Origin of the sequence: Corynebacterium sp. sy017 (assembly GCF_017918135.1) — a bacterium.
Lineage (GTDB): Bacteria > Actinomycetota > Actinomycetes > Mycobacteriales > Mycobacteriaceae > Corynebacterium.
Map to the genome: position 1 here is coordinate 276,014 of NZ_RZUE01000003.1, position 26,852 is coordinate 302,865.

Here is a 26,852-nt window from a genome sequence, read left to right on the forward strand (position 1 = left end):
ATCATAAGAAATAAAACCAGCTCATGCTTAGTGCCAGCTATAGGCTATGCCTAGTAGACTGTATAACTATGACTGAGCGACTCACTGCAGAAAATACACAGCCGCATGATGGACAATATCAAGGAGTAGATGCAGATACTCGTCGGCAATGGAATGAGCTTGTCGAGCAAATCCGCCAGCACCGTCATGCCTACTACAATGAGACTCCTCTCATTAGCGATGCGCAGTTCGACGCACTCTTTAGGCAATTAGAGCAGTTAGAAGAAAAATATCCAGAACTTGCTGTTCCTGAAAGTCCAACGATGAATGTTGGCGCTCCCATTGCAAAACAATCGAGTTTTGCCAATGTGGAACATATTGAAAGAATGTTGAGCCTTGATAATGCGTTTAGCAAAGCAGAGTTGCAAGAATGGTGCGCCCGTACTCCGGCGAGCCGATATCTTATTGAATTAAAAATTGATGGACTTTCCCTTGATTTGGTGTATCGCAATGGAAAATTAGAACGCGCCGCGACGAGGGGGGATGGCAGAATTGGCGAGGATGTCACAGAAAACGCCAAGGTCATTGAGAGCATTCCGCATGAGCTAGTTGAGTCGTCAGATTATGTTATCCCAGAGCTGTTAGAAGTACGTGGCGAAGTGTTCATTGCTGTTGCAGACTTCGCAGCTGTTAATGAACAACGTCAGCGCGAAGGGGGTAAGCCTTTTGCCAATCCAAGAAATGCTGCTGCAGGTTCGATTCGGCAAAAAGATGTGCAAGCAGTGAAAAAACGGAAATTGCGCATGGTCTGTCATGGTATTGGTGCATTAGAAGGCATCCAATTATCATCACAGCATGATGCGTATAAGGCATTGGCGGCATGGGGGTTGCCGGTGTCGGAACATACGCAACTCGTCGATAGTCCAGAAGCAATAGTAGACCAGGTGGATTATTGGGCAAAACATCGTCATGAGGCTATTTACGAAATGGATGGTCTTGTGATCAAAGTTGATGATATTGCTGCTCAACGCAGTCTCGGTGCTACTGCACGTGCGCCGAGATGGGCTATTGCGTATAAATATCCGCCCGAGGAAGTCACCACAAAGTTACTTGATATTCAAGTTGGTGTTGGTCGCACTGGCAGAGTTACTCCTTTTGCTGTGATGGAACCAGTTTTTGTTGCTGGATCTACGGTTGCTATGGCTACACTGCATAATCAGACAGAGGTGAAACGTAAGGGGATACTCATCGGCGATACCATTGTGATTCGTAAAGCCGGAGAGATCATCCCAGAAGTACTAGGGCCTGTCGTCGAAAAGCGTGATGGTAGTGAACGAGCTTTTGTCTTTCCACAACATTGTCCTTCGTGTGGGGCGGTTCTTGCGCCGCAAAAAGAAGATGATGCGGATTGGCGTTGTCCGAATGCTCGCTCTTGTCCAGCACAGTTGAGTGCGCGTTTGACCTATTTAGCTGGTCGTGGTGCCTTTGATATTGAGGCATTGGGGGAGAAGGGGGCGCAAGATCTTATTGCATCCAAGGTGCTTGATAATGAAGCTGGATTATTCAATTTGACCGAGGATGATCTGCTTAAAACCAAGGTATATACCACGAAAGCAGGAGAGGTTAATGCCACAGGAAAGAAGCTGCTGAAAAATCTTGAAGAAGTAAAAAAGGTGGAGTTGTGGCGCGTTATTGTGGCGTTGTCAATTAGGCATGTGGGACCTACTGCTGCTCGCGCGTTGGCGCATAAGTTTCAATCTTTGCCTGCAGCACGCCAGGCGCAGGTGAATGAGTTAGCTGATACTGACGGGGTGGGTGAGATTATTGCCCAGAGTTTCAAGGAATGGTTCAGTATCGATTGGCATCAGGATATTGTCACGCAATGGGAACGCGCAGGTGTGACGATGGAAACTGATAGTAGTCAGCGTCTAGCACAAACACTCAGTGGTAAGAGCATTGTGGTCACTGGTACGTTGCAGCACTTCACTCGAGATTCAGCGAAGGAGGCAATTATTGCTCGCGGTGCTAAGGCAGTGGGTTCGGTATCCAAGAAAACTGATTATGTGGTGGTTGGAGATAATGCTGGCTCTAAAGCGCAAAAAGCACAGGATCTGGGCATAACAATACTGGATGAAGATGCTTTCATTGCGCTCTTAGAGACAGGTTCGACTGCCTAGCGTATGGGGCTAGGCGTGTAGGAGGGTGCCCAAAATTTTTCCTAAATTGCCCAGGTGCTCTACTTCACTTGGGAGATAGTCAGGACCGCCAACTCGACCAAGAATTAACACTAGATTATCGGTGTTAAGCGGTGCGACGCTCAGCGCTGTGTCAAGTAGAGCCCAGGATTGTGGTATCCATGTCTCGTTTTCTGGGTGCAGAATACGTGCTTTGTCGATAGCGACGTTTGTGGGGGAGCTGCCATCATCTGCTGGCGCTGCGGGTGACGCAGTGACTCGCTCTAGTCCAGCAGGGGTGATCTTGAGCAAAATGGCCCAGCTTGATGTCAAGACACGAGGTATTTCGTCTACTAATTTGGCAAGCGATTCTGAATGTGTACTTGCACCTGCTACTTCTGCGAGCATATGTATTTGCCCTCGACGGTCAACTGTGCCGCTAAACGGACGAATAGAATCTACTTCTACGCCTTCTACTTCGTGAGCGGCAGTGATAAGGGAATCTGCCATAACGCTTTGTGGCAGTGAGACGACTAAATCATCCATGACTGTGCCATTATTGAATGCTTCGACCACGTCGACTGATTGAATATCGCCACCGATAAAACCAATGGCGTCGGCAAGTCTTCCCAGGCTACCTGGGGTATCGGGTAATAAAATGCGGATGATATATGACATAGAAAACCTTAGTGTTGAAAGTGCTATTAGCTATAGTAGCGTGAAATGGAACCAAAAGAAAATATATTCATAAATGGTAATAATATGTATTTTTGGTGTTCTATATCGTCAAAGATATTCCCAAGAAAGTTGTGATTCCCTCTAACAGTATCCGGCGGCTTGCCGTATCTGTCATTGATTCTGTCATTGATATAGAAATAGCATTATACTGTGGTGCTGAGGATAACTATAAAGACGAAAATGTAAAGGATCATTACGTGCCTGAGATTTCGCGCGACGAGGTCGCCCATTTAGCTCATTTAGCCCGCTTAGCGCTGAGCGAGGAAGAACTTGACCGTTTTGCGCAGCAAATTGATGGAATTGTGGGAAATGTAAGCGCAGTTCAACAAGTAGATACTCAAGGTGTAGAGCCAATGAGTCACCCACATTCCATTGCAACCACCATGCGTGAAGATGTCGTTGAGCAGATTCTTACGCCACAGCAGGCACTCGACCAGGCTCCAGCTGTAGAGCAACAACGATTCCAGGTTCCTCAGATTCTTGGAGAGGGAAGCTAAATGACCAACTATCTTGTACCAGATTCTGGTCTTGTCAGCCTTAGCGCTGCCGAGCTCGCAGAAAAGATTCATAGCCGTGAAGTCAGTTCACAAGAAGTAACACAGGCACATCTTGATCGAATCGAACACGTTGATTCCGAGATCGCAGCATTCTTGCACGTTGGTGCGCAAGAAGCTCTTGCTGCTGCTAAAGCTGTTGACGAAGCTCTCGACGCAGGTCAGGCGCCTGCATCCCCTCTGGCCGGAGTGCCCCTTGCGCTTAAAGATGTGTTTGTCACTACTGATGCACCAACAACCTGTGCCTCTAAAATGCTCGATGGCTATATGTCGCCTTATGATGCAACAGTGACCCAAAAAATTCGCCAAGCTGGTATTCCGATTCTAGGAAAAACCAATATGGATGAATTTGCTATGGGGTCTTCTACAGAAAACTCAGCCTATGGCCCAACCCATAACCCTTGGGATATCGAGCGCACTCCTGGTGGTTCTGGTGGTGGTACCTCTGCAGCATTAGCATCAGGTCAAGCACCGTTGGGAATTGGTACTGATACTGGCGGTTCGATTCGTCAGCCAGCAGCGCTAACCAATACCGTTGGTGTCAAGCCAACTTATGGCACAGTGTCTCGTTATGGTTTGGTTGCCTGCGCATCTTCGCTAGATCAAGGTGGACCAACTGCTCGCACTGTACTAGATACCGCATTGCTGCACGAGGTTATTGCTGGCTACGATAAATACGATGCCACCAGCGTTGACCGTCCTGTTGCTCCTGTGGTTGAGGCAGCGAAACAAGGTGCGCATGGCGATCTTAAAGGTGTACGCGTAGGTGTCGTAAAGCAATTTAATCGTGATGGCTATCAAGCAGGTGTTTTGGAACAATTCCGAAAAGCCGTCGATCAGCTAGTGGCACAAGGCGCAGAAATTGTGGAAGTAGATTGCCCGCACTTTGATGACGCTTTAGCAGCCTATTATCTCATCTTGCCTTGTGAAGTATCTTCCAACCTTGCCCGTTTCGATGGTATGCGCTATGGATTGCGCGTAGGTGATGATGGTACCCATTCTGCAAATGAAGTCATGGCGCTTAGTCGAGCGCAAGGTTTTGGTCCTGAAGTGAAGCGACGCATCATTCTTGGTACTTATGCGTTGTCTGTGGGGTACTATGATGCCTATTATTTGCAGGCACAGCGAGTACGTACCCTCATTGCACAGGATTTTGCCAAGGCTTATGAAAAAGCTGATGTGCTTATTTCACCTACTACGCCTACTACAGCATTCAAGCTGGGGGAGAAGCTCTCCGATCCATTGGCTATGTATAACTTCGATCTGTGTACCTTGCCCCTCAATCTTGCAGGCCTGTGTGGTATGTCTGTGCCGTCAGGACTGGCAAGTGATACACAGTTGCCAACTGGATTACAGATTATGGCGCCAGCCTTTGCAGATGATCGCCTATACCGAGTAGGTGCTGCCTTTGAGGCAGGACGTGCCTGAACTATCTGAGCTGTTACGCAATACGTTAACTGCTGAGATAAGCATAACGACCGCATATACGCTTATGTCATAAATGCACAAGTGATAGTGCTGATTGTGTCCATAGCACTGATACAGTGCCGTATATGTGGTCATAAGGATTATGAGCATGGGGCAGAGATAAGTAGGGGTTATGAGACACAAGGCTTGCTCCCAACGGGAAATACCAGCATTACCGTTGCCAGAAAAACAAGCCTGGCATGCCTTGATCGCCCTGTGTATTGGGTTCTTCATGATCCTGTTAGATCAATCTATTGTTGCTGTTGCGACTGCAACGCTACAAAAAGAATTAGATGCTGACTACAACGAGATCATCTGGGTCACTTCAGCATATTTACTTAGTTTCGCAGTTCCACTTCTTGTGACCGGCAGACTAGGAGATCGGTACGGTCCAAAGAACATCTATATCCTTGGCATGGTCATCTTCACCATAAGCTCATGCGTATGTGGTTTATCGTCTAGTATGCTCATGCTGATCATTGCTCGAGCTATGCAAGGAATCGGTGCTGCACTATTAACACCGCAAACAATGAGCGTGATCAATCGAGTTTTTGCCAGAGATCGACGCGGCGCAGCCTTAGGCGCATGGGGAATGGTGGGCAGCTTAGCTAGTTTTAGTGGTCCATTAGCAGGTGGTTATATTACCCAGACAATGGGTTGGCAATGGATTTTCTTCATTAATATCCCCATTGGATTTCTGTCTGTTTTTATGGTGGCATGTTATGTACCGCGTTTTGCCACAATTGAGCGAAAAATTGACCTGCTTTCCATAGTGCTCTCAGTGTGCTCAGTATTTGCTGTAGTTTTCGCACTCCTCCAAGGCGAGCGTGCGCAATGGGCATGGTGGATTTGGGCATTAGTATGTGTTGGATTAGCCATTGGTGTGCTTTTTGTACTGCGTCAGCGCTCCATTTCGACGGATCGGGAACCACTCATGCCCTTGGATCTTTTCCATATTCCCTCTTTTGCGATGGGTAATGTCGGAATCTTTTGTATGGGATTTGTTATTGGTGGCACTCCGTTACCGATCATGCTTTATTTGCAACAAGTACATCAGTTATCACCGTTATCTGCAGGCTTTGTGATGGCACCTATGGCAGTAATCGCTGCAATCTTTGCACCTTTCGTCGGTAGGCTATCAGACAAACGCTCCCCGGAAAAACTTGCTGCCTGTGGTTTCTCCCTGAGTGCAGTGGTATTAGCAGGACTATGTATCCTTATGTCTAGTGGGGCACCGCTTTTTGCTTTCTATGCGGTTATGGTGGGTAACGGCATCGGTAATGTTTTCATCTGGGCACCGAACTCTGCATCTACTATGCGTGATGTGCCTATGTCACGGATGGGAATAGGTTCGGGTATTTATAACACCACACGGCAACTTGGGTCGGTTGTGGGGTCAGCAGCAATTGGTGCAGTATTGCAGTGGCGCATTGGTCAAGACAGCCCTGGTAGTGCTTATGCACAGGCTGTGATACTTGGCGCGGTGGTATTGTGCTTTGCTGCGGTAAGTGCATTGTCTGTGCGTCGCTAAGCTTAAACCGCATGATTAATCTGATGGGCGTACACTGGTAGCTATGCCAATTTCTACTAAAGTTTTGCAAAAGACCGGTCCTGATGCACCTTTTGAGGTTGCAGAAATTCAACGACGTGATCCGCGTCCCGACGATATTGTCATCGACATTAAGGCAGCAGGAATTTGCCATTCTGATATCCACACTATTCGTAATGAATGGGGGCAAGCGCATTTTCCACTTACCGTTGGGCATGAAATCGCTGGTGTCGTCAGTGCGGTCGGTTCTGAAGTCACTCGCTATAAAGTAGGGGATCGCGTAGGAGTAGGATGTCTCGTTAATTCTTGTGGTGAATGTGAGCAATGCGCATTAGGCAATGAACAAGATTGTCAACAAGGCGTTGGTACCTATAATTCCACGGATGTAGACGGTAGTATTACTCAAGGCGGTTATGCACAAAAAGTAGTGGTAAATGAGCGTTTTGTGTGCCGTATTCCGGATGAACTCGACTTCGATATTGCAGCTCCACTTTTGTGTGCGGGTATCACTACATATTCGCCATTGGCGCGTTGGGATATTAAAGAAGGCGATAACGTAGCGGTTGTTGGTCTAGGCGGTTTGGGGCACATGGGTGTGCAGATTGCTGCTGCTAAGGGTGCTACAGTTACCGTGCTTTCTCGTAGTCTCAAGAAAGAGCAAGAAGCAAAAGAGCTTGGTGCTACTCGGGTGCTTGCTACTACTGAGGAGGATTTTTTCCGTAATCACCGTGGTGAGTTTGACTTTATCCTGTCCACCATTTCTGCTTCGTATGATCTTGATGCATATCTCAAACTTCTCAAGCCGCATGGCGTTATGTCCGTCGTTGGTTTACCGCCTGAGCAATTAGGTGTATCGATGGGATCACTCATTATGGGTGGGAAAGTGCTCACCGGTTCTAATATCGGTGGCATTAAGGAAACTCAAGAGATGCTAGATTTTTGTGCACAGCACTCACTTGGTGCCAAAATTGAAAAAATTTCTGTTGACGAGGTCGACGCAGCCTATGACCGTGTTGTTGCTGGAGACGTAAAGTTCCGTTTTGTTATTGATACCAGCACATTCGGATAATAATTACCCTCGTAGCTAGTGGAAACTGCTGCATGGTGTTACCTACGCTATGCAGCAGTTTTGTTTATTTCTTGAGTGCGTTTTCCTCAGCCTCAATACTGCGATTGAACTCGCCTTTCGACGCTTGCCATTGGTCTTCCGTCATGCCTAAGCGCCAATATCCTGAAATGGAAACATCAGCTGGGGAAACATTATGCTCTACGAAAAGAAAGCGGCGAATATCTTTAATCATCTCTGCCACTCCATGCACAAACCAGGAGGTAGATACTGACCAATCATAATCTGCATGGCGTACTGCCTGCATGAGCTGAGTGCCATGTACTGCGCCCTGTCGAGGCACCCAATGGTATGTTATGTTGTGGTTTTCAGGCACTGGGATATGCGCATTATCATGTGCGATCTCCAGAAATACCTCAGCAGTGCTTGATTGTGGCAGTGCTTGGAGGGATTCAATAATGGCAGGGGCGGCGGCTTCGTCGCCAGCGAAAATGAAATGAGGATATTTTTCCTCTGGTTTCCATTTTCCACCTGGACCAAGAAACATTATTTTCTCGCCAACTTGGGCACGAGCAGCCCATGGTCCGGCAAGACCGATATCACCATGCGAAACAAAATCAATATCAAAATTTCCTGTTCCAGGGTCGATATTGCGTAACGTATAGGTGCGCTTAATGGGCTGTTGCTCCGGGGGATAGTTTTGCTGAATATCAGCAAGATTGAATGGAATACTATAGGGAGCTCCTTGTGGGATAAACAGTAACTTGACGTAGTGATCACTAAACGGAAACTCTTTTCCAATAAGTGCTTCAGCATGGAAGCTCAGCCGAATCATATGTTCGCTGATGGAGGTTTTTGCTGTGATCGTGGCTTCTTGCGCGACCCGTGGTTTTTTCTTAGAGTTTTTGGGCAACCCAATAGGGGACTTATCCATAGTATCCATGTGCGATAGGAAGTGTGAGAAATAGAGTTAAGAACAAGAGCGCTACTAGCGAGCATCAGAAAGGAAATGGGCAGCACCAGCACTGAGTGCTGTAACGCTCAGTACTGATGGCCACGGTCCGATCTTTTTAGCCAAAGGATGTGAAAGTCCAAAGCCAGCAGTATAAATGCCAAGTAACGCAGCAGTAGTAGCAGGGTTTGTTTTCTTTAACCAACTCCGTGCTGCCCAGCCACCTGCGCCGAGGAGAATTGCACCACCTAGTGGGCGGATTCCTGTTTCTTTAGCGCTTACCCAGCCCCCAATAAGCCCGAGACTGGTGACTAGTGCGGTATTGACATCTTGAGGTTTTTTTATCGCAAACAAAGTGGAACTCATAAGTAGTGATCGTAGTCTGTTGTGTAGGGCAATATCTAGTGTGAAAGCATAAAAAGTGCATACTACTTATGTCCTTTGTTGTGCTGTCAAGCATAAAATGATCTAAAAGATTACACTTGATGTCTATGCGACTGGCAACTTTAACCTCAGGTGGCGATTGTCCTGGCCTTAATGCTGTAATCCGTGGAATTGTACGTACGTGCTCTGAGTATGGTTCTACTGTGGTTGGTTATCAGGATGGTTGGGTTGGGCTTATGGAAGATAAGCGAGTGCAACTCTATGATGACGAACATATTGATCGCATTCTCTTGCGTGGTGGAACTATTCTTGGTACCGGTCGTGTGCATCCGGATACGTTCAAGGCTGGGTTGGAGCAAATTAAGGCTAATCTGGCAGATGCTGAGATAGATGCGTTGATTCCCATCGGTGGAGAGGGAACGCTCAAAGGTGCTCAATGGCTTTCGGACAATGGTATTCCGGTGGTTGGGGTGCCAAAGACTATTGATAACGATGTCAATGGTACTGACTATACTTTTGGTTTTGATACTGCTGTCAGCGTTGCTACTGATGCTATTGATCGTTTGCACACTACTGCAGAGTCACATAATCGTGTCATGATTGTTGAGGTCATGGGTCGTCATGTGGGTTGGATTGCGCTCCATGCTGGAATGGCAGGAGGTGCTCATTATATTGTTATTCCTGAGCAGCCTTTTGATATTGCTGAGATTTGTAAGAAGATGCAGCGTCGATTCCAAATGGGGGAGAAGTATGGCATTATCGTCGTAGCTGAGGGGGCATTGCCAAAAGAAGGCACTATGGATTTTTCTGCTGGCGATGTGGATCAATTTGGACATCAGACCTTTAACGGTATTGGGCAAGTTATTGGTGAGGAAATCAAACGTCGCCTCGGCCATGATGTTCGTACCTCTGTATTAGGCCATATTCAACGTGGTGGTACCCCAACAGCTTATGATCGGGTGCTTGCTACGCGTTATGGTGTGCATGCTGCTCGTGCGTGTCATAACGGTGATTTTGGGAAGATGGTTGCCCTTCATGGGGAGCATATTGAGCTTATTGATCTTGAAGATGCCGTTGGTACGCTCAAGGTGGTTCCTGAGGGGCGTTATCGCACAGCGCGTGCACTTTTTGGTTGATGGTTTGGTTGATGGTTTTTGCGTATTGGCTAGTCCTATGCCATCATTTCATACAATGAAATTATTTGTCTCACTATAAGAGATAGTTGGGTGAAATATGGCTGAAAAAATTGATACTCCAGATATATCGAAAGCAGACGCAGCTAAAGATAAAGCAGCCTTTGTGGCAGCACTCGGTTTTCCTATCTTGGTTATCATTGGCGGTTTTATCGGTTTAGCAGGCGCAGAGTCGATGGCGTCTTTTTCTAGCTGGGTTTCTCCGCTGCTGGGCATCGTCATGTTCGGAATGGGGCTGACACTGCGCCCGGTAGATTTTGTACTCGTCGCTCGTCGACCAATCCCAGTGCTCATTGGCGTGGTGGCGCAGTACCTCATCATGCCACTGACAGCTGTACTTATTGTGTGGCTGTTGCATTTGCCAAGCGCAATCGCCGTTGGCGTTGTGCTTGTGGGGTGTTCACCAGGTGGAACAAGCTCCAATGTAGTGAGTTATCTTTGCCGTGGTGATGTAGCTCTTTCAGTGACAATTACAAGCATTTCGACGCTACTCTCACCGATTTTGACACCTATGCTAACTTTGTGGCTCGCTGGTTCTTATTTGGCAGTCGCTGCCGACGCAATGGCAATTTCTATTGTCAAAGCAGTGCTATTACCTGTTCTTTTGGGTTTGGTAGTGCGGCTTATTCTGCCCAAGTTAGTAGAAAAAATTACAGTGGTTTTGCCGTGGATTTCAGTATTAGCTATTTCCATGATTGTGGCAATCGTCGTGGGCAATAGCAAAGAAAAAATTCTTTCCGCAGGGCTTATCGTGTTCATTGCTGTTGTTGCGCACAATCTGATTGGTTATCTTCTGGGCTATGTTGCTGGCAGAATTACCCGACAATCACCTGTTGTTGCTCGTACGTTGTCGGTAGAGGTGGGAATGCAGAACTCAGGCTTAGCAGCTAGTTTGGCAACGCAGTATTTTGAGCCATTATCTGCGCTACCTGCTGCAGTCTTTTCTGTATGGCATAACCTTTCTGGTGCGATGCTTGCTGCTTTGTGGCGTTGGCGTGATCGTCGTGTGCAGAACAAGGAAAGCATAGTAGTATAGGCAGAATGACAAGCGCACTATATGACGTAATGGATTTCGATGAGGTTTTAGAGCACTATGAACCCGTGATGGGCTTGGAAGTGCACGTTGAGTTGGCTACTGAGACAAAAATGTTTTCAGCGCCTTCGGCACATTTTGGTGCGGAGCCTAATAGTAACGTCGATCCAGTTTCTCTAGGACTTCCTGGTGCATTACCTGTCGTAAATGCGAAAGGCGTGGAGTGGGCAATCAAAATTGGTCTTGCGCTTAATTGCTCTATTGCACCATCTTCGCGTTTTGCGAGGAAAAACTATTTCTATCCTGATCAGCCCAAAAATTATCAGATCTCCCAGTATGATGAGCCTATTGCTTACGACGGCTACCTCGATGTGGTGTTAGATGATGGTACCCCGTGGCGGGTGGAAATCGAACGAGCGCATATGGAAGAAGACACAGGTAAGTTGACCCATTTGGGTGGGGCTGATGGTCGTATTCATGGCGCTACTGCATCATTAGTTGATTGCAATCGTGCTGGTATTCCACTTATTGAGATCGTTACAAAACCTATTGTCGGTGCAGGCGAACGCGCCCCAGAGGTGGCTCGCGCCTATGTTTCTGCTTTGCGTGATCTTGTAAAAGCATTGGGGGTTTCTGATGCTCGTATGGATCAGGGGTCGATGCGTGTGGATTCTAACGTGTCATTGCGTCCTATTGGTCAACAAGAATTTGGTACTCGTACTGAAACAAAGAATATCAACTCCTTAAAGTCTGTTGAGCAGGCTGTTCGTTATGAGATGCAGCGCCAAGCACAGGTGTTGCAAGACGGTGGTGTTATTGAGCAAGAAACACGCCATTATCAAGAATCAGATGGTTCTACTTCTAAAGGTCGTCCTAAAGAGACTGCTGAGGATTATCGTTATTTTAATGATCCAGATTTGCCACCAGTGCTTGCTCCTGAGCAGTGGGTGGAGGAGATTCGTGCTTCTTTGCCAGAGCTACCGTGGGTGCGGCGGGCACGTATTCAAGCTGAGTGGGGTCTTAAAGATGAAGAAATGCGTGATCTTGTTAATGCAGGAGCATTAGAGCTCATCATCGAAACTGTGGAACACGGTGCTGCACCGGCAGAAGCACGTTCTTGGTGGGTGGCGTATTTGGCGCAAAAGGCTAATGAAAACGAGGTTGAGCTTGCGGAGCTAAAGATCACCCCAGCGCAAGTGGCAACTGTTGTTGCTTTGGTGAAAGAAGGAAAACTAACCAATAAATTAGCTCGTCAAGCTATTGATGGTGTTCTTGCTGGTGAAGGCGATGTTGCTGATGTCGTGGCTGCTCGTGGTCTAGAAGTGGTGCGTGATGATTCTGCGATTGAGCAGGCAGTAGATGAGGCTTTAGCAGCTAATCCAGATATTGTGGAAAAGTACCGTGCTGGCAATAAGAAAGTTACTGGCGCTATTGTCGGCGCAGTGATGAAAGCTACACGTGGTAAAGCAGATCCAGCCCAGGTGAATAAGCTCATTGCACAAAAACTAGGCTAAGCCGGTACTAAAAGCACTGCAATAGAACGTATATAGTTCTATTGCAGTGCTTTTATTGCTTTTCGTGGCACTAGCTCGGCCAGTATTACAATGTGGTTACATTAGGGCTTATCTTTAGGGATCGAGTATCGCAGTGGGGTAGAGTGTCACACTGTTAGTTTGGCATCAGTGTGACAGCGTGACAGTGCGTGTGGCATTGCTGCAGAAAATAAAAGATTAGGTTTGGTTTTGTCTATTTCTCGATCCTTTGCGATATCTCTGTCTTTTGTCGGTTTGCTTGTGGGGGCTGGTTTTGCATCCGGACAAGAGACAATTCAATACTTTGTTTCCTTTGGAGTAGGCGGCATATGGGGTGTGCTGCTGGCAAGTTTTATTATGACGCTAGCTGGCACTGTGTTTCTCCAGTTAGGAAGTTATTTTCAAGCTAATGAACACAATGCTGTGTTTTCTAGCGTTGCACATCCTGTGGTGGCAAAAATTCTGGATTACGCAGTAATCTTCACGCTCTTTTGTATTGGCTTTGTCATGCTTGCTGGCGCAGGCTCTAATCTCAACCAGCAATTTGGGCTTGCACCGTGGATTGGTTCTCTCATCATGCTCATCTTGGTCATGGTGGTTGGGATGTTCGATGTGGATAAAGTCAGTGCCGTCATTGGTATGCTCACACCATTGATAGTGGTAGCAGTGCTATTTGTGGGTGCATATTCCCTTATGCATTTACCAGATAGTTTTTCTGAGGTCACTCATGCTGCTGAGCAGGTGGCGTCTCCGTTGCCTAATTGGTGGATCTCGGCGCTGAATTATTCTGGATTGGCGCTTATTCTTGCAGTATCAATGAGCCTTGTTATTGGTGGAGACAACTTAAATCCGCGTGAAGCCGGTATAGGTGGTCTCATCGGTGGCGCCATGTATTCGGTGATGATGGCAATTGCCTTTTTCTCTTTGTTGGTCAATATCACTGCTATTTCCGATAGCGATATGCCAATGCTGGCCATTGTTGATTCTGTGCATCCTATCCTAGGCATCATCATGGCCATTATCGTGTACCTGATGATTTTTAATACTGCCATCGGTATGTTTTATGCATTAGGTAAGCGTCTATCTGCACGACGACCACAGAATTATCGCCTTATCTTTATCCTTGGCTGCTTGGTGGGCTATGCCATTAGTTTCGTTGGCTTTAAGACCCTGATGCAGTATGTGTATCCGATTTTGGGTTATATGGGAATTGCCACTGTGGTTGTTCTGGTCATTGCTTGGCTTAAAGCAATGAGCAGTATTAACGATGAGGCACAGCGTCGAGAGCGTTTGCGTGCTTTATTGCATTTGCGCTTGCACCCGGATAAGCGCTATACCAAAGAAAATAATGCGGAATTAGGTGAGATACTTGATGACTCAAATTTGGAGAATGCTGAGCTAGAACAGCTTTACGACGCTGCTCTAACCGAGGTGTCGCAGAACTTGGACGATAATGATGAGGTGGATTTTACTCTCGACGAATTCGATCCAGAGCAATTTCCACCACCAACTGAGTCGAAGCCTAAGGCATGATAGCGCGTGGCATTAGTGCAGAATAAGGCGTATGCACATGGACAACATGATGCAGCCGATTGCGAAGTTGATTATTTTCCATGCTGTAGGTTTGGCAAGAACAGAGGAGAATTTGATAGCGCCAAATCCGAGTAATGGGAACCACATGAGACTTGCCACTAATGCGCCAGTCGCAAAGATCCAGCGTCCTTCAGGACCATGTTGATTGGCGATACCACCGAGCATGACCAAGGTATCGACATACGCAACAGGATTGAGATAGGTAAAAGCCAGGGCTGCGAGCACAGGTTTGACCCATGTTTTTTGCTGTGTGCGCTGAGGACGGGTCTTAGTAGCAACATTGCCTGAGCCTGCGGGGATTGCAGCGTAATCCTCGGTTTTGGTATTTGTGTAATCTGCGTTGTCCTCAGCGGAACTAGAAATAGTGAGTGCTTGGTCATTTTTCCATGCATCGCGGAAGCAACTATAGCTGAACCAAGCAAGATAACACGCTCCGAGCCATTTAAGGACAGTCATCATCACAGGAGCTTTGTTAATCAGAACACCGACACCTGCGGTACCACTGAAAATAAGTAGCACATCGCTCAGCATACAGACGATAAGGATGGCAACTACGCCTTCACGTTTAATACCTTGCTTAATGATCAGAGCGTTTTGTGGACCAATAGCAACGATGAGGGAAAGGCCGAGGAGGAAACCTGATAGTGCGATGCTCATGGTTCATAGTCTGCATTGAATAGGGCATGAAGTAAAATGAAATATATTTAACATGGTTTAGAATAGCTTCATGAACCCATTGCATTTGCGTACACTCCTGGCAATTATCGACGAAGGGTCTTTTGAGCTTGCTGCTTATAAGTTGGGAATTTCGCCCTCGGCAGTCAGCCAAAGAATCAAGGCGTTAGAAAAAGCTGCTGGAAGAATTATCCTGCGCAGAACCACGCCTGTTAGCGCTACCCAGGCAGGTGAAGTGCTCGTGCAATCTGCGCGGAGAATGGCTTTGCTGGAGGCGGAAACAAATGCTGAATTGCGAGGACATATCAGTAAAATTCCCCTTTCTGTCGTAGTGAACGCAGACTCGCTAAGTACGTGGTTCCGTAGCGTGCTGGCACAATTAGCCTCATGGGGTCAGGTCAATCTGCATTTGCGTATTGAGGATGAAGCACATTCCTTATCGTTGTTACGCAAAGGAGATGTACTTGGGGCAGTGACGAGAGAGAGTCAACCGGTAGCGGGATGCGAAGTAATGCCTTTGGGGGTTATGCGCTATTACTCTGTGGCAAACCCTTGGCTATTGGATCGTTATACTCACGACGGTGTTGTGGATTGGATGCACATGCCAACCTTACGCTTTGGCTCTAGGGATAGTTTGCAAGATGAAGACTTTAGGAAGCGGGTGGGGAAAACTTTGCAACCTGAGCAAATATCCCAAATCCCTTCTGCTGAGGCTTTTATGGAGGCGGCTCGTGTCGGGTTGGGCTGGGCATTGTTGCCAGAGCAACAGGCCTTGGAGTTGATCGAGTCTGGTCAGGTGGTGCGACTGGATGATCAGGTAATGACTGTGCCGCTTTATTGGCAACGATGGCGCTTGGAATCGCCATCCCTAGAAAGGCTGAGTGACGCAGTGATGACTGCGGCGCAACAATTGCACCACCTCAATGATTAGAACATATGTGCTATATTTTGGTTTTGTGTCGCACGGGACTGATAGCTTTATCCGAGTCATTGTTTCTAGAGGCTAGCAGCATGAAAGGTAACGGATATGCGTCGAGTGGCTTTTCTATGCGTAGTGGGAATCATCCTTGGTGTTTGTGCTTTTAGCTGGAAACCTGGACAAGAAAAACTAGATACCACTTCAATGAGCGAACTTAATCACCAGGACGGTGTGGGGCTAGAGCAACTACATATCAGGACTGCTCCTGAGGAAATACCGCAATATGACCGCGCATTCTTCGGGCAACGATGGAGTGATGATGTACCAGTAGAGTTTGGGCATAATGGATGCGATACTCGTAACGATATTTTGCATAGAGACTTGACAAATGTGGTACTCAAACCCAGAACACACGATTGCGTCGTATTGAGTGGAAAATTGCATGATCCCTATTCCGCTAAGGAAATTACTTTTACTAGAGGTCAGGGGACAAGTGAACGCGTACAAATAGATCACATAGTTGCCCTAGCGGATGCCTGGTATTCCGGAGCATATATGTGGAATGAGCAACAGCGTAGAACTTTCGCTAACGACCCAGCCAATTTACTGGCAACCACACAACAAGAAAATGAAGAAAAGAAAGCAAAGACTATCGATAAGTGGCTTCCGAGCAATAAAGATTTCCATTGCCAATTCGCACGCGATATTGTCGCGATAAAAAACAAATATCAGCTCAGCGTCAGCGAACAAGAGCACAGGGCACTGAAAAAAGTTCTTGGGCGCTGTAGCTCATAGATGGGTTGTGGCAAAGCTAGCTGTGGGTGACGTCGAAAGCGAGCAAAAAGTGCAGAAAAGATAAGGCGCGCCGAGGATTAAAGCCATCCTGGTAAAAAACTAACCTACTCTGGTCAGTATGAGCGATAATAAAACACCAGATCGTGCTAGTGACTTTGACGATATCCCTACCTACACCCCTCAACCAGCAAAACAAGAGCAGGCGGCAGTCTCGCCTTCTTCACACGCACAGCCCCTTTCTGACAATGCGAGTGATGGCGCGGAACATAATTCAGTGAATGATTCAGTTTCTGCTGCTAGTGCGCGGAATATTTATAACCGAGCAGGTAGAGTGGCTCCGCAAATGATTACGCCGCACAATGCTCGGAAACCAGTTGAGCAGGAAACTCGAGAAAGTGCGCCTGCCACAGAAGTAATGAATGCACAAACGCAATCTAGCGTGCAGTTCCCTCAAGAGACAACTGCGCCAGTGCAACCAGAACACACTGCAGTTTTAGATCGACCACAGAGTGCTGACCGGAATGCGCCATTGGCTTCTGATGCACCGACCTCACAATATGCAGATGAGGACTTTGCTCCTGCAGCACCGTCACCTGCTGCGCCACAGGTCGTTGCACCATCAACTACCTCTTTTGATATGCCAGAAGCGCAGGCAGAAATGACCCCTGAGAGCGCTTTCGCTGCTGCACCTCAACCAGTAACAGTTGTTGAGGATAAGCGCGGTACCATTGACTTTGGTTTATTGGTGTTGCGTCTTATTACTGCTATTTATCTAATCGCACAATCAACTCAAGTATTTTTTAACTTGGGTTCTGAGGGTGGAATAAACCAGTTGGAAGCTGATTTCTCTGCCTATACGTATGCTGATTTACTTGCAGTAGCTGTTCCTGCAGCAGAATTTGCGGCAGGAGTATTCTTATTCTTTGGATTGCTTTCCCCAGTGGCATCCGCTGTGGCGATTGTTGCAACAGGTTTTATGCTTTTGCACACCGTGTATTTTGAGGGAATTCCTGGAGTATTTGATATTTCCGACAGCGTGTGGCTTGCCGGCATTATCTTCCTTCTTACGATTAGTCTGCAATTCACCGGTCCTGGACGAATTTCTCTCGACGTAAGCCGTAGCTGGGCAAAGCGTCCATTAGTGAGCTCATGGCTATTTGCTGTATTAGGTATTGCTGGTGCTGTCGCTTTATGGTGGTTTGGCGCTGGCGTTGGTTTCTAGTCCACAGTGCTAATAACAAAACAGGTCTTGTCATTCTAAGAGAACAAGACCTGTTTTTGTGTTATCAGTGCTAATCTACCTGGCGTACAGCACCTTTATCCGCAGAGGTAGCCATAGACGCGTAAGCACGCAGTGCCTTAGAAACTTGGCGATTGCGAGTAAGAGGTGTCCACGGCTTGGGCCGCGAAAGCATTTCTTGATGTCGCTGCTCGATTATGTCTTCATCAACGTTGAGGGTTAGTGTTCGCTGCGCTACTGAGATGGAGATTTCATCCCCATCCTCAATTAAGCCAATAAGTCCACCATGCGCGGCTTCTGGCGAAATATGCCCGATCGATAATCCAGAAGTACCGCCAGAGAAACGTCCGTCGGTGATGAGTGCACAGACTTTACCGAGTCCTGCTCCTTTAAGGAACGAGGTAGGGTGGAGCATTTCTTGCATACCTGGTCCACCTGATGGTCCTTCATAGCGGATGACTACGACCTCACCTGGCTGAACTTTGCGTTGCAAAATGATAGATACTGCTTCTTCTTGGCTATCGACGACGCGGGCAGGACCTGTGAATTCCCATAGTTCTTCGTCGACACCAGCGGTTTTGAGTACCGCTCCGTCGGGGGCTAAATTGCCGCGAAGAATCACTAGACCGCCATCTGCTGAGTAGGCATGATCAATGTTGTGGATGCAGCCGTTTTCTTGGTCTGTGTCGAGACTATCCCAGCGTGTTGATTGTGAGAATGGTTGGGTAGTGCGTACACCACCTGGTGCGGCATGGAATAGTTCGATGGCTTTGTCGATGGCCTTACCACCGCGAATATCCCAGTCGTTGAGCCAGCCGTCGACGGTGTCGTAGGCAACGGTGTGGACATCTTCATCTAATTTTCCTGCGCGACGTAGCTCGCCAAGAATTGCTGGAATACCACCTGCACGGTGTACATCTTCAATATGATACGTGCCGTTGGGGGCGACTTTGGAGATACACGGGATGGAGTGGGAAAGCTCGTCAATATCGCTGAGCGTAAAATCTATGTCTCCCTCTTGAGCTGCTGCAAGAGTATGTAGCACAGTGTTGGTTGAGCCGCCCATTGCCATATCTAGCGCCATAGCATTGCGGAATGCCTTTTTGGTTGCGATATTGCGTGGTAGGACTGACTCGTCTTCTTCGCCATAGTAGCGCTGACACATATCCACGATCATGGCACCTGCTTGCTCAAAAAGTTCTCGCCGAGCAGTGTGCGTGGCAAGGGTGGTGCCATTGCCTGGCAAGGATAGACCGAGTGCTTCGGTGAGGCAGTTCATGGAATTAGCAGTGAACATTCCAGAGCAAGAACCGCAGGTAGGGCAGGCGGATTGCTCTACTTTGAGGAGGTCTTCATCGGAGATATTGTCATTTGCTGATGCAGTGATGGCGGTGATGAGATCGGTGGCAGCATGCGCCACGCCATCAACAGCGACGACTTTTCCTGCCTCCATCGGGCCGCCTGAGACGAAGATTGCTGGGATATTCAAGCGCATTGCGGCGTTGAGCATACCAGGGGTGATTTTATCGCAGTTGGAAATGCAGACCATAGCGTCGGCAGTATGAGCATTGACCATGTACTCTACTGAATCTGCGATAATTTCACGGCTTGGTAAGGAATAGAGCATTCCGGAGTGCCCCATTGCGATGCCGTCGTCGACAGCAATGGTATTGAATTCTTTAGGGACGCCACCTGCGGCGCGTACTGCTTCTGCCACGATGTCACCCACATTTTTTAGGTGAACATGACCAGGTACGAACTGGGTATAAGAATTAACAATGGCGACGATGGGTTTGCCGAACTCATTTTCTTTGGTGCCAGTTGCACGCCATAGCGCGCGGGCACCCGATGCGTTACGACCAACTGTGGTGACACGAGAGCGTAAAGGAATCATGGGTTATCTCTATTTTTCTATCTAGCACTGGTGAGTAAGTAGCTTAGGACACTTGCCGCCTACCTAGCTAATTGCTGAGGTAATCAGAGGAAGATTGCCTATTTTAGGGGTATTTGTTGTTGTATCAGCTTTTCTTTTGTTTTTCTTGCTGCGCTTGTTGTGCTTGCCACTGAGCATATTCTTCCTGAGAAACCAATACCTCGTGACCATCACGACGAACAATTCTTACTTTTTCATTTGCCGCCATACGTCCTTGGGTGAGTGCGTCGGGAATGCGTCCTTGTGAGGCTTGTTCGAGTACCGGCAGTGAGTTAAAAGAAATACCTGGTAGGGATATCTTCTGTCCGGAGTTGCTCTCTGCAAATGCCTTAGCCCCGTGAAATCCAACACCTTTGAGCTCTGACCAGGGGAGGTGTTTGCTGGAGGAAAATAAATACCGCGTATCGATGCCTGTTTCGCTTACGACGGTGCGAGCACGAAGTACCCATATTGCAAAAATAATGGGGAAGATGATGAGCCAAGACAAGAGCGCGGGATTAGCGCCGCTAATGAGAAATAATATGCCAGCGACCAGACCTGCGCTTAACAAATGTGTGCGGTCAGGTGCAAAAACTGCTTTCTGATTAGGAAGTGCCTTGTCTGTGTGATCCGTAGGAGAGCTGCTCATAGTTTCATACTAATCGAGTCTGTAGACGAGACAAAAGAAAAAGCAGGAGCTTTGCGACGTCAAGCTAGCACATTCAAGGTTCTGTGGTTATGATGAGTGTGCTTTTAGGTTTTTCTCAGCTTTGTGTTTTGTGGCTGGGATGGCTTGGAAAGTGCTTTTTTGTTCTTTTTCCTAGGAGAATAGAGGAAATATGTTTTTACAACGTTTTGCTAAGCGTGCTGCGGCTGTTGCTGCCGTAAGTATGCTTGGTGCGGGTTTTCTAGCCCCCCCCCCTCAGTATTAGCCGGTAGCGCTGATAATGTTCATGGTGCATGGGGTGGTGCGAACTGTGATACAGGTTCTACCTGTGTAAAACAAGTGGGGGATGCAACACAGGTTACCTGGCAAGTACAATTGGCATCATTGGTGAGATCCGGGGATCACATCCAAACCTCTCATGGTGTACAGATAGCTATTCCATCCACAGTCAAAGATGTGTCGATTAAGCTGACGCATATGCCGATTGAAGGTGTAGATTTTGGTGAGAATTTTGTGCCTGTGAAGATGGTGGATTACCAGGTTCCTATTGTTGATTCAGTGGAGGAACTAACAGATAATGACACGTATGGATTGTCGTCGTTTGTGAAGAATCCTGAAGGTTCTTTATATACAGGAGCAGATATCTATGGGGGCAAACTTAACGGTGCTCAATATGGTGTAGCGCCTTCAACTTTTGCTTATCAACCTGATTGGGACTTTTATCAAATCGGCTTGAACATACATGGTGTTTATACTTTTGAGGTTACCGGTACTGTGGAAGCAGTTGGTGAGGATACATATATTCCGATTCGCGCGGATAATATGTTGTGGAAGTGTTCTTCTGAGGGTGTTGGACCTGGTAGTTCTGAGGAGGGTTGCCAGAGTCTGAAAGATTACCCGTGGGGTCGTACGGGTGAATTACCTCCTGTCTCTATCCCAATGATTCCGGAGGATGAATCTGCATCTTCGGCTCGTAAAGTAGAAATCGAGCAGCGTAATAAAGAAAACGCCCTAGAGAATGAGAAGATTGCTGCTTTGTATGCTGATCAGGGTACTCGCCATGGTTTAACTGGTGTGGGAACCTGTGCAGTTACTCGTAATACGAATCGTTTTGACACTATTAGTACTGATATCGAGGCTGGTGCTGCGGATAAGTATGGTGCTTATATGCGTACGTTTAATCTTCACTTGAATCCTGCGGTGAATTATTATGGTGCACTGCTTGGTGGTGAGGATAACTGTGATCAGGGCTTCCAGCATATTACTCTTTGTCCTGATGAGGAGACTGAGGTTCCACCTAGTGAGGAGCCTGTAGAGTCTGAGGAACCTACTCCTTCTGAGGAACCAACTCCTTCTGAGGAGCCACAGGAATCTGAAGAACCTACTCCTTCTGAGGAAGAGGAGGTTGAGCCTGCTAAGCCTTCTAAGGAAACTGAGGAACCTCAGGAGTCTGAGGAACCAACGCCAAGTGAGGAAACTCAGGAGCCTACTCCTTCTGAGGAACCTGAGCAGGAGAAACCTGTGAAGCCAGTTGAGCGTCCTGAAGAACGTGAGGAACCTGTTAAGCCTGTTGTTCCACCAACTTTCCCTGACGCAGACACTGATTCTGAGGTTGTTACCACAGTGGTAGAACCTGAGGATAAGGAAGAACCTGCTGAATCTAAGCCAGAGCCTAAGACTGTTATCTCTGAAAGTGTAAAGGATAACGTTGCTAAGCAGGCGAAGAGCATAGCGAAGAAAGACCGCCCTAAAGTAACCACGGGTGGACATCTACGCGCAGCGTAATTATTGTTTCTTAAGATTTTTAAGAGTCCTAGCACCATTGGTGCTAGGACTTTCTTTATGTCTTGGGTTATGATGGGAAACGCTTTTAGGTTTTTCTCAGCTTTGTGTTTTGGGGGCTGAGAATGGCTTGGAAAGTGCTTTTTTGTTCTTTTTCCTAGGAAGAAAAGTAAGAGGAAATATGTTTTTACAACGTTTTGCTAAGCGTGCTGCGGCGGTTGCTGCCGTTGGTATGCTTGGTGCGGGTTTTCTAGCCCCCCCCCCCTCAGTATTAGCTAGTCGAGACGACAGTGCTGATCAGTATCAGGGTGGCGCTGATAATATTCATGGTTTTTGGGGTGGTGCGAACTGTGACACTGGTTCTACCTGTGTGAAGCAAGTGGGGGATGAAACACAGGTCACGTGGCAAGTGCAGTTATCGCCGTTGGTGATGTCTGAGGATCACATCCAAACCTCTCGTGGTGCACAGATTATGATCCCATCTACTGTGAAAGATGTATCTATCAAGCTCACGCATATGCCTGATATTTACATGCGACCAGTTGATGATGGCACAGGGGATCTTGAGGGAACTCAGTGGGAAGATGCAGATGGTAATCCGTTACCTGAAGAAAAAATCATTGGGTGGGGTAATGATACTTATGTTCCTGCCAAGGCAGTGGACTATCAGGTTCCGATCGTTGATTCTTTCGAGAAGAACGATGAAGGGATACCGTATCTGATTGATAATGACACGTATAAAGTATCGTCGTTTATTAAGAATCCTTATGGTCCTTTGAGCAATGCACCTGTATCAGAGGAGTCGGGAGAGAATTCATACGGGGTTCAGCCGTCGTCTTTTGCTGAGCAGCCTGATTGGGATTTCTACCAAATCGGCTTGAATACACTGGGTGTTTATACCTTTGAGGTCACCGGTACTGTGGAAGCGGTTGGTGAGGATACGTATGTGCCGATTCGTGCGGATAATATGTTGTGGAAGTGTTCTGCTGAGGGTGGTGGACCTGGTAGTCCTGAGGAGGGGTGTCAGAGTCTGAAAGATTATGCGTGGGCTCGTACGGGTGAGTTGCCTCCTGTTACTACCAAAGAGCAGTCTGAGGATACTCGTAACAAGATTGTGGAATTATACGAGAATCAAGGCTCGAAGCACGGTTTAACGAATGTTGGTGCGTGTGCTGTGACGGCGGATATTGGTCGTTTCGATACGATTGGTGGTGATATTGAGGCTACTGTTGGTGATCGTTATCGGAAGTATGCACAGACGTTTAATCTTCGCTTGAATCCTAATGTAAATTATTATGGTCCGTTGCTTGGTGGCGAAGATAACTGTGATCAGGGCTTCCAGCATATTACTCTTTGTCCTGACGAAGAATCTGAGGTTCCACCTAGTGAGGAGCCTGTAGAGTCTGAAGAACCTACTCCTTCTGAAGAAGAGGTTGGTCCTGCTAAGCCTTCTAAGGAAACAGAGGAGCCAACCTCTAGCGAGGAACCACAGGAGTCTGAGGAATCAACGCCAAGTGAGGAAACTCAGGAACCTACTCCTTCTGAAGAATCACAGGAATCTGAGCAGGAGAAACCTGTGAAGCCTGGTGAGCGTCCTGAGGAACGTGAGGAACCGGTTAAGCCTGTTGTTCCACCAACTGTGCCTGACACAGACACAGAGCAGGGTGAGGTTGTTACTACAGTCGTAGAGCCTGAGGGTAATCCTGAACAACCTGAGGGCAAACCTGCCGATTCTAAGCCAGAATCTAAGCCTGCATCTAAGACCGTTATTTCTGAAAGCGTGAAGGATAACGTCGCTAAGCAGGCTAAGACTGTAGCAAAGAAAGACCGTCCTAAAGTAACTACTGGTGGTCACCTGCGCGCTGCGTAGTCGCTATTGAACATATGTAAAGCCTTTATTCCTCCTGTAAAGAGGCATAAAGGCTTTATGGTTATCCAATAACAGAGATGCTAAAAAACGCGATATTGCTCTTGTGCTAGGTGTGATATGTATTTTTCTGTTTAGACGTGTATAGTTCTAGACATGAGTATTATTCGACTTCTTGTGGTGCCAATGGCGGCAGTTGCCGTTGCGGCTCGCTAAGAAGTCGTACCGTCAAGTGCCCTCGCCAACACCATAAGTGTTCGACGAGGGTTTTGTCGTTATAGATCACATCCGTGAATCTCATGAGTTCTAAAACCTCAATTGCTTTGGCGTTCTTGGTAATCCCGAGAGCTAAAGGATATGAGCGGATAGAACATAGTGTATAGATTTTCATCCAAGGAGTATTAGCAGTGGCACCTCAGCAACAGCTTTCTTCTGCGCCTACCCCGGCAACGCTTGCTAACCCGAAGCAAGCCATGAAACCACAGACCATGACTGGGGCACAGGCTATTGTCCGCACTCTTGAATACCTCAATACAGAGATTGTCTTTGGTTTGCCCGGTGGTGCGGTTCTTCCGCTTTATGATGCACTTTATGAGGCTAGTGCGTTGCGCCATGTTTTGGTGCGCCATGAACAAGGTGCAGGTCATGCAGCAACAGGCTATGCGCAAGCAACAGGAAAGGTAGGTGTGTGTATTGCCACCTCAGGTCCAGGTGCGACAAATCTCGTTACTCCTATTGCTGATGCGTACCTTGATTCTGTGCCTTTAGTAGCAATTACCGGACAGGTGGGTAGTCACCTATTAGGTACTGATGCCTTCCAAGAGGCAGATATCCGTGGTATTACTATGCCGGTCACAAAGCACAACTTCATGGTTACGAGTGCGGAGCAGATTCCGCGAGCTCTTACCGAGGCGTTTCATCTTGCTTCCACTGGACGCCCTGGTCCGGTTTTGGTGGATATTCCAAAGGATGTCCAAAATGCCCAGTTCGATTTTGTCTGGGAGCCTGAGGTTGATCTTCCTGGTTATCATCCTGTAGAGAAACCGCATAAGCGTCGCATCGAACAAGCCATTGAGTTGATTGCTCAAGCACAACGTCCTGTGTTGTATATCGGCGGTGGCGTGGTCAAAGCAAATGCAGCTCAGCACTTAAAAGAATTCGCTGAATTAAGTGGCATTCCGGTTGTTACTACCTTGATGGCTTTGGGGGTGTTTCCAGATTCGCACCCATTGCATATGGGGATGCCAGGTATGCATGGCAGCGTGCCAGCTGTTGCAGCTATGCAAAAGAGTGATCTGCTCATCACTATTGGTGCGCGTTTCGACGATCGCGTTACTGGTGATGTTGCTTCTTTTGCCCCTGATGCACAGGTCATTCATGCAGATATTGACCCAGCGGAGATTGGCAAAATCCGAGCAGTGGATGTGCCTATCGTCGGGGATGCGGCAGAGGTGCTCGGTGCTTTGACGAAAGTCTTTGCGAAGAACGTCGCAAAGGGCATTGATCTTAGCGAGTGGAAATCCTACCTTAATCAGCTCAAAGAGCGTTTCCCGCGCGGTTGGGAAAAAACTGACGACGGTTTGCTTGAGCCACAGCACGTTATTCGTACCTTAGCTGAGGAGGTTGGTACTGAGGCTGTGTACTGTGCTGGTGTGGGGCAGCATCAGATGTGGTCTGCGCAGTTCCTTGATTTCGAGCATCCGCGAACCTGGTTAAACTCTGGTGGCGCTGGCACGATGGGCTATGCGATTCCGGCTGCAATGGGTGCTAAAGCGGGAGTGCCAGAAAAAGAAGTGTGGGCAATTGATGGTGACGGTTGTTTCCAGATGACTAATCAAGAATTAACTACCTGCGCGGTGGAGGGATTCCCGATTAAAGTTGCTCTGATTAATAACGGAAATCTTGGTATGGTGCGTCAGTGGCAGACATTGTTCTATGACGGGCATTATTCTCACACTAAGCTGCGGGAACATGACACCTATATGCCAGATTTTGTGCAGTTGGCACAGGCTCAAGGGTGCGTGGGTATTCGAGTAACAAAAGAAGAAGAGATTATCCCGGCTATTCGTAAAGCTCGAGAGATTAATGATCGCCCGGTCATTATTGACTTTATTGTTGGAGCTGATGCACAGGTTTGGCCAATGGTAGCTTCTGGGAACTCTAATTCAGAGATTCAGTATGCACGTGATCTTCGTCCGCTTTTCGACGAAGACCACAATGAACAAGAAAGTGGACGCTCATGACACAGCAAGAAATCTCACGGCACATACTGAGTGTGTTGGTACAGGATATCGATGGCATCATTTCTCGAGTGTCGGCAATGTTTACCCGTCGTAGTTTTAGTTTGGTGTCTTTGGTGTCGGGTAAAACTGAGACAAAGGGAATAAACCGCATTACTATTGTGGTCGATGCAGATGAAGTCAATATCGAGCAGATTACCAAGCAGCTCAATAAGTTGATTCCTGTTCTGAAAGTGGTGCGGTTAGAAAAGGAAACAACAATTGCTCGTGCTTTGATGTTGGTGAAGGTGTCTGCAGATGCTTCTAATCGTCCGCAGGTGGTTGATGCGGCAAATATCTTCCGGGCTCGCATTGTGGATGTGGCACCTGACTCGGTGGTGATTGAAGCGACCGGGAATAAAGGAAAGTTGAATGCTTTACTTGATGTCCTTGAGCCATTTGGTATTCGTGAGTTGATTACTTCTGGTCAGATTGCGTTGAGTCGCGGTCCTAAGGTAATGACTCCAAAACAGAAGAACAACTAGCCTGTGTTTCATAATAT

23 protein-coding genes are annotated in these 26,852 nt (G+C 47.5%); 16 read left to right on the forward strand and 7 right to left on the reverse strand.

Going from position 1 to position 26,852, the window contains the following annotated elements; genetic code table 11:
- Nucleotides 1–68 precede the first annotated feature (68 nt).
- Nucleotides 69–2,156, forward strand: coding sequence for an NAD-dependent DNA ligase LigA (ligA, locus tag EML15_RS07785; RefSeq protein ID WP_144274637.1), 2,088 nt, complete (start codon nucleotides 69–71; stop codon nucleotides 2,154–2,156).
- A gap of 9 nt (nucleotides 2,157–2,165) precedes the next feature.
- Here ligA and EML15_RS07790 read toward each other — a convergent pair whose 3' ends face one another.
- A complete protein-coding gene (locus EML15_RS07790) occupies nucleotides 2,166–2,831 on the reverse strand; it encodes an amino acid-binding ACT domain protein (protein WP_144274639.1) in 666 nt (221 codons plus the stop codon).
- A gap of 257 nt (nucleotides 2,832–3,088) precedes the next feature.
- On the opposite strand from EML15_RS07790, the gene gatC reads away from it, so the two are divergent.
- The 4 genes from gatC (at nucleotide 3,089) to EML15_RS07810 (ending at nucleotide 7,530) form a co-directional block, all read left to right on the forward strand.
- Nucleotides 3,089–3,388, forward strand: coding sequence for an Asp-tRNA(Asn)/Glu-tRNA(Gln) amidotransferase subunit GatC (gene gatC, locus EML15_RS07795; RefSeq protein ID WP_144274981.1), 300 nt, complete (start codon nucleotides 3,089–3,091; stop codon nucleotides 3,386–3,388).
- Nucleotides 3,389–4,873, forward strand: a complete 1,485-nt coding sequence (gatA, locus tag EML15_RS07800; RefSeq protein WP_144274641.1) for an Asp-tRNA(Asn)/Glu-tRNA(Gln) amidotransferase subunit GatA — start codon at nucleotides 3,389–3,391, stop codon at nucleotides 4,871–4,873.
- A gap of 172 nt (nucleotides 4,874–5,045) precedes the next feature.
- The gene (locus tag EML15_RS07805; RefSeq protein WP_144274643.1) at nucleotides 5,046–6,443 is read left to right on the forward strand and encodes an MFS transporter; all 1,398 of its coding nucleotides are present in this window, start codon (nucleotides 5,046–5,048) and stop codon (nucleotides 6,441–6,443) included.
- 43 nt (nucleotides 6,444–6,486) lie between these two features.
- Nucleotides 6,487–7,530 carry an NAD(P)-dependent alcohol dehydrogenase gene (locus EML15_RS07810; protein WP_144274645.1) on the forward strand — a complete coding sequence of 348 codons (1,044 nt, stop codon included), beginning with the start codon at nucleotides 6,487–6,489 and terminating at the stop codon, nucleotides 7,528–7,530.
- A gap of 64 nt (nucleotides 7,531–7,594) precedes the next feature.
- On the opposite strand, the gene EML15_RS07815 is transcribed toward EML15_RS07810, so the two are convergent.
- A complete protein-coding gene (locus tag EML15_RS07815) occupies nucleotides 7,595–8,461 on the reverse strand; it encodes a siderophore-interacting protein (RefSeq protein WP_246858200.1) in 867 nt (288 codons plus the stop codon).
- A 54-nt stretch (nucleotides 8,462–8,515) separates the two neighbouring features.
- The gene (locus tag EML15_RS07820) at nucleotides 8,516–8,845 is read right to left on the reverse strand and encodes a hypothetical protein (RefSeq protein WP_144274649.1); all 330 of its coding nucleotides are present in this window, start codon (nucleotides 8,843–8,845) and stop codon (nucleotides 8,516–8,518) included.
- Between the two features lie 125 nt (nucleotides 8,846–8,970).
- On the opposite strand from EML15_RS07820, the gene EML15_RS07825 reads away from it, so the two are divergent.
- The 4 genes from EML15_RS07825 (at nucleotide 8,971) to EML15_RS07840 (ending at nucleotide 14,154) form a co-directional block, all read left to right on the forward strand.
- Nucleotides 8,971–9,999 (forward strand): 6-phosphofructokinase, encoded by a 1,029-nt coding sequence (locus tag EML15_RS07825; RefSeq protein ID WP_144274651.1) that lies wholly within the window; start codon nucleotides 8,971–8,973, stop codon nucleotides 9,997–9,999.
- A gap of 97 nt (nucleotides 10,000–10,096) precedes the next feature.
- Nucleotides 10,097–11,092, forward strand: coding sequence for a bile acid:sodium symporter family protein (locus tag EML15_RS07830; RefSeq protein ID WP_144274653.1), 996 nt, complete (start codon nucleotides 10,097–10,099; stop codon nucleotides 11,090–11,092).
- A 5-nt stretch (nucleotides 11,093–11,097) separates the two neighbouring features.
- Complete coding sequence (gene gatB, locus EML15_RS07835; protein ID WP_144274655.1) at nucleotides 11,098–12,603, forward strand: Asp-tRNA(Asn)/Glu-tRNA(Gln) amidotransferase subunit GatB; 1,506 nt, start codon at nucleotides 11,098–11,100, stop codon at nucleotides 12,601–12,603.
- A 228-nt stretch (nucleotides 12,604–12,831) separates the two neighbouring features.
- Nucleotides 12,832–14,154, forward strand: coding sequence for a hypothetical protein (locus tag EML15_RS07840; RefSeq protein WP_185967216.1), 1,323 nt, complete (start codon nucleotides 12,832–12,834; stop codon nucleotides 14,152–14,154).
- Nucleotides 14,155–14,166: 12 nt separating this feature from the next.
- On the opposite strand, the gene EML15_RS07845 is transcribed toward EML15_RS07840, so the two are convergent.
- Nucleotides 14,167–14,871, reverse strand: coding sequence for a LysE/ArgO family amino acid transporter (locus EML15_RS07845; protein WP_144274657.1), 705 nt, complete (start codon nucleotides 14,869–14,871; stop codon nucleotides 14,167–14,169).
- Between the two features lie 70 nt (nucleotides 14,872–14,941).
- On the opposite strand from EML15_RS07845, the gene EML15_RS07850 reads away from it, so the two are divergent.
- The 3 genes from EML15_RS07850 (at nucleotide 14,942) to EML15_RS07860 (ending at nucleotide 17,825) form a co-directional block, all read left to right on the forward strand.
- Nucleotides 14,942–15,820, forward strand: coding sequence for a LysR family transcriptional regulator ArgP (locus tag EML15_RS07850; protein ID WP_144274659.1), 879 nt, complete (start codon nucleotides 14,942–14,944; stop codon nucleotides 15,818–15,820).
- A 96-nt stretch (nucleotides 15,821–15,916) separates the two neighbouring features.
- Nucleotides 15,917–16,603 carry an HNH endonuclease family protein gene (locus EML15_RS07855; protein WP_144274662.1) on the forward strand — a complete coding sequence of 229 codons (687 nt, stop codon included), beginning with the start codon at nucleotides 15,917–15,919 and terminating at the stop codon, nucleotides 16,601–16,603.
- Nucleotides 16,604–16,721: 118 nt separating this feature from the next.
- Complete coding sequence (locus EML15_RS07860) at nucleotides 16,722–17,825, forward strand: DoxX family protein (protein WP_144274664.1); 1,104 nt, start codon at nucleotides 16,722–16,724, stop codon at nucleotides 17,823–17,825.
- Nucleotides 17,826–17,895: 70 nt separating this feature from the next.
- On the opposite strand, the gene ilvD is transcribed toward EML15_RS07860, so the two are convergent.
- Together ilvD and EML15_RS07870 are read right to left on the reverse strand one after the other, a co-directional pair.
- Entirely contained in the window at nucleotides 17,896–19,737 is a 1,842-nt protein-coding gene (gene ilvD, locus EML15_RS07865) for a dihydroxy-acid dehydratase (protein WP_144274665.1), read from the reverse strand.
- A 124-nt stretch (nucleotides 19,738–19,861) separates the two neighbouring features.
- Nucleotides 19,862–20,404 carry a PH domain-containing protein gene (locus EML15_RS07870; protein ID WP_144274667.1) on the reverse strand — a complete coding sequence of 181 codons (543 nt, stop codon included), beginning with the start codon at nucleotides 20,402–20,404 and terminating at the stop codon, nucleotides 19,862–19,864.
- Nucleotides 20,405–20,761: 357 nt separating this feature from the next.
- On the opposite strand from EML15_RS07870, the gene EML15_RS07875 reads away from it, so the two are divergent.
- On the forward strand, nucleotides 20,762–22,207 hold the full coding sequence (locus tag EML15_RS07875; RefSeq protein ID WP_144274669.1) for a hypothetical protein: 1,446 nt from the start codon (nucleotides 20,762–20,764) through the stop codon (nucleotides 22,205–22,207).
- Between the two features lie 178 nt (nucleotides 22,208–22,385).
- Entirely contained in the window at nucleotides 22,386–24,074 is a 1,689-nt protein-coding gene (locus EML15_RS07880; protein ID WP_210472000.1) for a hypothetical protein, read from the forward strand.
- Between the two features lie 160 nt (nucleotides 24,075–24,234).
- Here EML15_RS07880 and EML15_RS07885 read toward each other — a convergent pair whose 3' ends face one another.
- Nucleotides 24,235–24,462 (reverse strand): hypothetical protein, encoded by a 228-nt coding sequence (locus tag EML15_RS07885; RefSeq protein ID WP_144274673.1) that lies wholly within the window; start codon nucleotides 24,460–24,462, stop codon nucleotides 24,235–24,237.
- Between the two features lie 16 nt (nucleotides 24,463–24,478).
- Here EML15_RS07885 and EML15_RS07890 point away from each other — a divergent pair, with 16 nt between their 5' ends.
- Both EML15_RS07890 and ilvN read left to right on the forward strand, forming a co-directional pair.
- The gene (locus EML15_RS07890) at nucleotides 24,479–26,314 is read left to right on the forward strand and encodes an acetolactate synthase large subunit (protein WP_168195036.1); all 1,836 of its coding nucleotides are present in this window, start codon (nucleotides 24,479–24,481) and stop codon (nucleotides 26,312–26,314) included.
- Nucleotides 26,311–26,835 (forward strand): acetolactate synthase small subunit, encoded by a 525-nt coding sequence (gene ilvN / locus EML15_RS07895; protein ID WP_144274677.1) that lies wholly within the window; start codon nucleotides 26,311–26,313, stop codon nucleotides 26,833–26,835. The genes EML15_RS07890 and ilvN overlap by 4 nt, the downstream gene beginning before the upstream one ends.
- Nucleotides 26,836–26,852 lie beyond the last annotated feature (17 nt).

Bases quoted from the DNA above. Each gene is read 5' to 3' on its own strand.
- ligA (WP_144274637.1), top strand. From the start codon at position 69: ATGACTGAGCGACTCACTGCAGAAAATACACAGCCGCATGATGGACAA.
- EML15_RS07790 (WP_144274639.1), bottom strand. From the start codon at position 2,831: ATGTCATATATCATCCGCATTTTATTACCCGATACCCCAGGTAGCCTG.
- gatA (WP_144274641.1), top strand. From the start codon at position 3,389: ATGACCAACTATCTTGTACCAGATTCTGGTCTTGTCAGCCTTAGCGCT.
- EML15_RS07805 (WP_144274643.1), top strand. From the start codon at position 5,046: ATGAGACACAAGGCTTGCTCCCAACGGGAAATACCAGCATTACCGTTG.
- EML15_RS07810 (WP_144274645.1), top strand. From the start codon at position 6,487: ATGCCAATTTCTACTAAAGTTTTGCAAAAGACCGGTCCTGATGCACCT.
- EML15_RS07815 (WP_246858200.1), bottom strand. From the start codon at position 8,461: ATGGATAAGTCCCCTATTGGGTTGCCCAAAAACTCTAAGAAAAAACCA.
- EML15_RS07820 (WP_144274649.1), bottom strand. From the start codon at position 8,845: ATGAGTTCCACTTTGTTTGCGATAAAAAAACCTCAAGATGTCAATACC.
- EML15_RS07825 (WP_144274651.1), top strand. From the start codon at position 8,971: ATGCGACTGGCAACTTTAACCTCAGGTGGCGATTGTCCTGGCCTTAAT.
- EML15_RS07830 (WP_144274653.1), top strand. From the start codon at position 10,097: ATGGCTGAAAAAATTGATACTCCAGATATATCGAAAGCAGACGCAGCT.
- gatB (WP_144274655.1), top strand. From the start codon at position 11,098: ATGACAAGCGCACTATATGACGTAATGGATTTCGATGAGGTTTTAGAG.
- EML15_RS07845 (WP_144274657.1), bottom strand. From the start codon at position 14,871: ATGAGCATCGCACTATCAGGTTTCCTCCTCGGCCTTTCCCTCATCGTT.
- EML15_RS07850 (WP_144274659.1), top strand. From the start codon at position 14,942: ATGAACCCATTGCATTTGCGTACACTCCTGGCAATTATCGACGAAGGG.
- EML15_RS07855 (WP_144274662.1), top strand. From the start codon at position 15,917: ATGCGTCGAGTGGCTTTTCTATGCGTAGTGGGAATCATCCTTGGTGTT.
- EML15_RS07860 (WP_144274664.1), top strand. From the start codon at position 16,722: ATGAGCGATAATAAAACACCAGATCGTGCTAGTGACTTTGACGATATC.
- ilvD (WP_144274665.1), bottom strand. From the start codon at position 19,737: ATGATTCCTTTACGCTCTCGTGTCACCACAGTTGGTCGTAACGCATCG.
- EML15_RS07870 (WP_144274667.1), bottom strand. From the start codon at position 20,404: ATGAGCAGCTCTCCTACGGATCACACAGACAAGGCACTTCCTAATCAG.
- EML15_RS07880 (WP_210472000.1), top strand. From the start codon at position 22,386: ATGTTTTTACAACGTTTTGCTAAGCGTGCTGCGGCGGTTGCTGCCGTT.
- EML15_RS07885 (WP_144274673.1), bottom strand. From the start codon at position 24,462: ATGAAAATCTATACACTATGTTCTATCCGCTCATATCCTTTAGCTCTC.
- ilvN (WP_144274677.1), top strand. From the start codon at position 26,311: ATGACACAGCAAGAAATCTCACGGCACATACTGAGTGTGTTGGTACAG.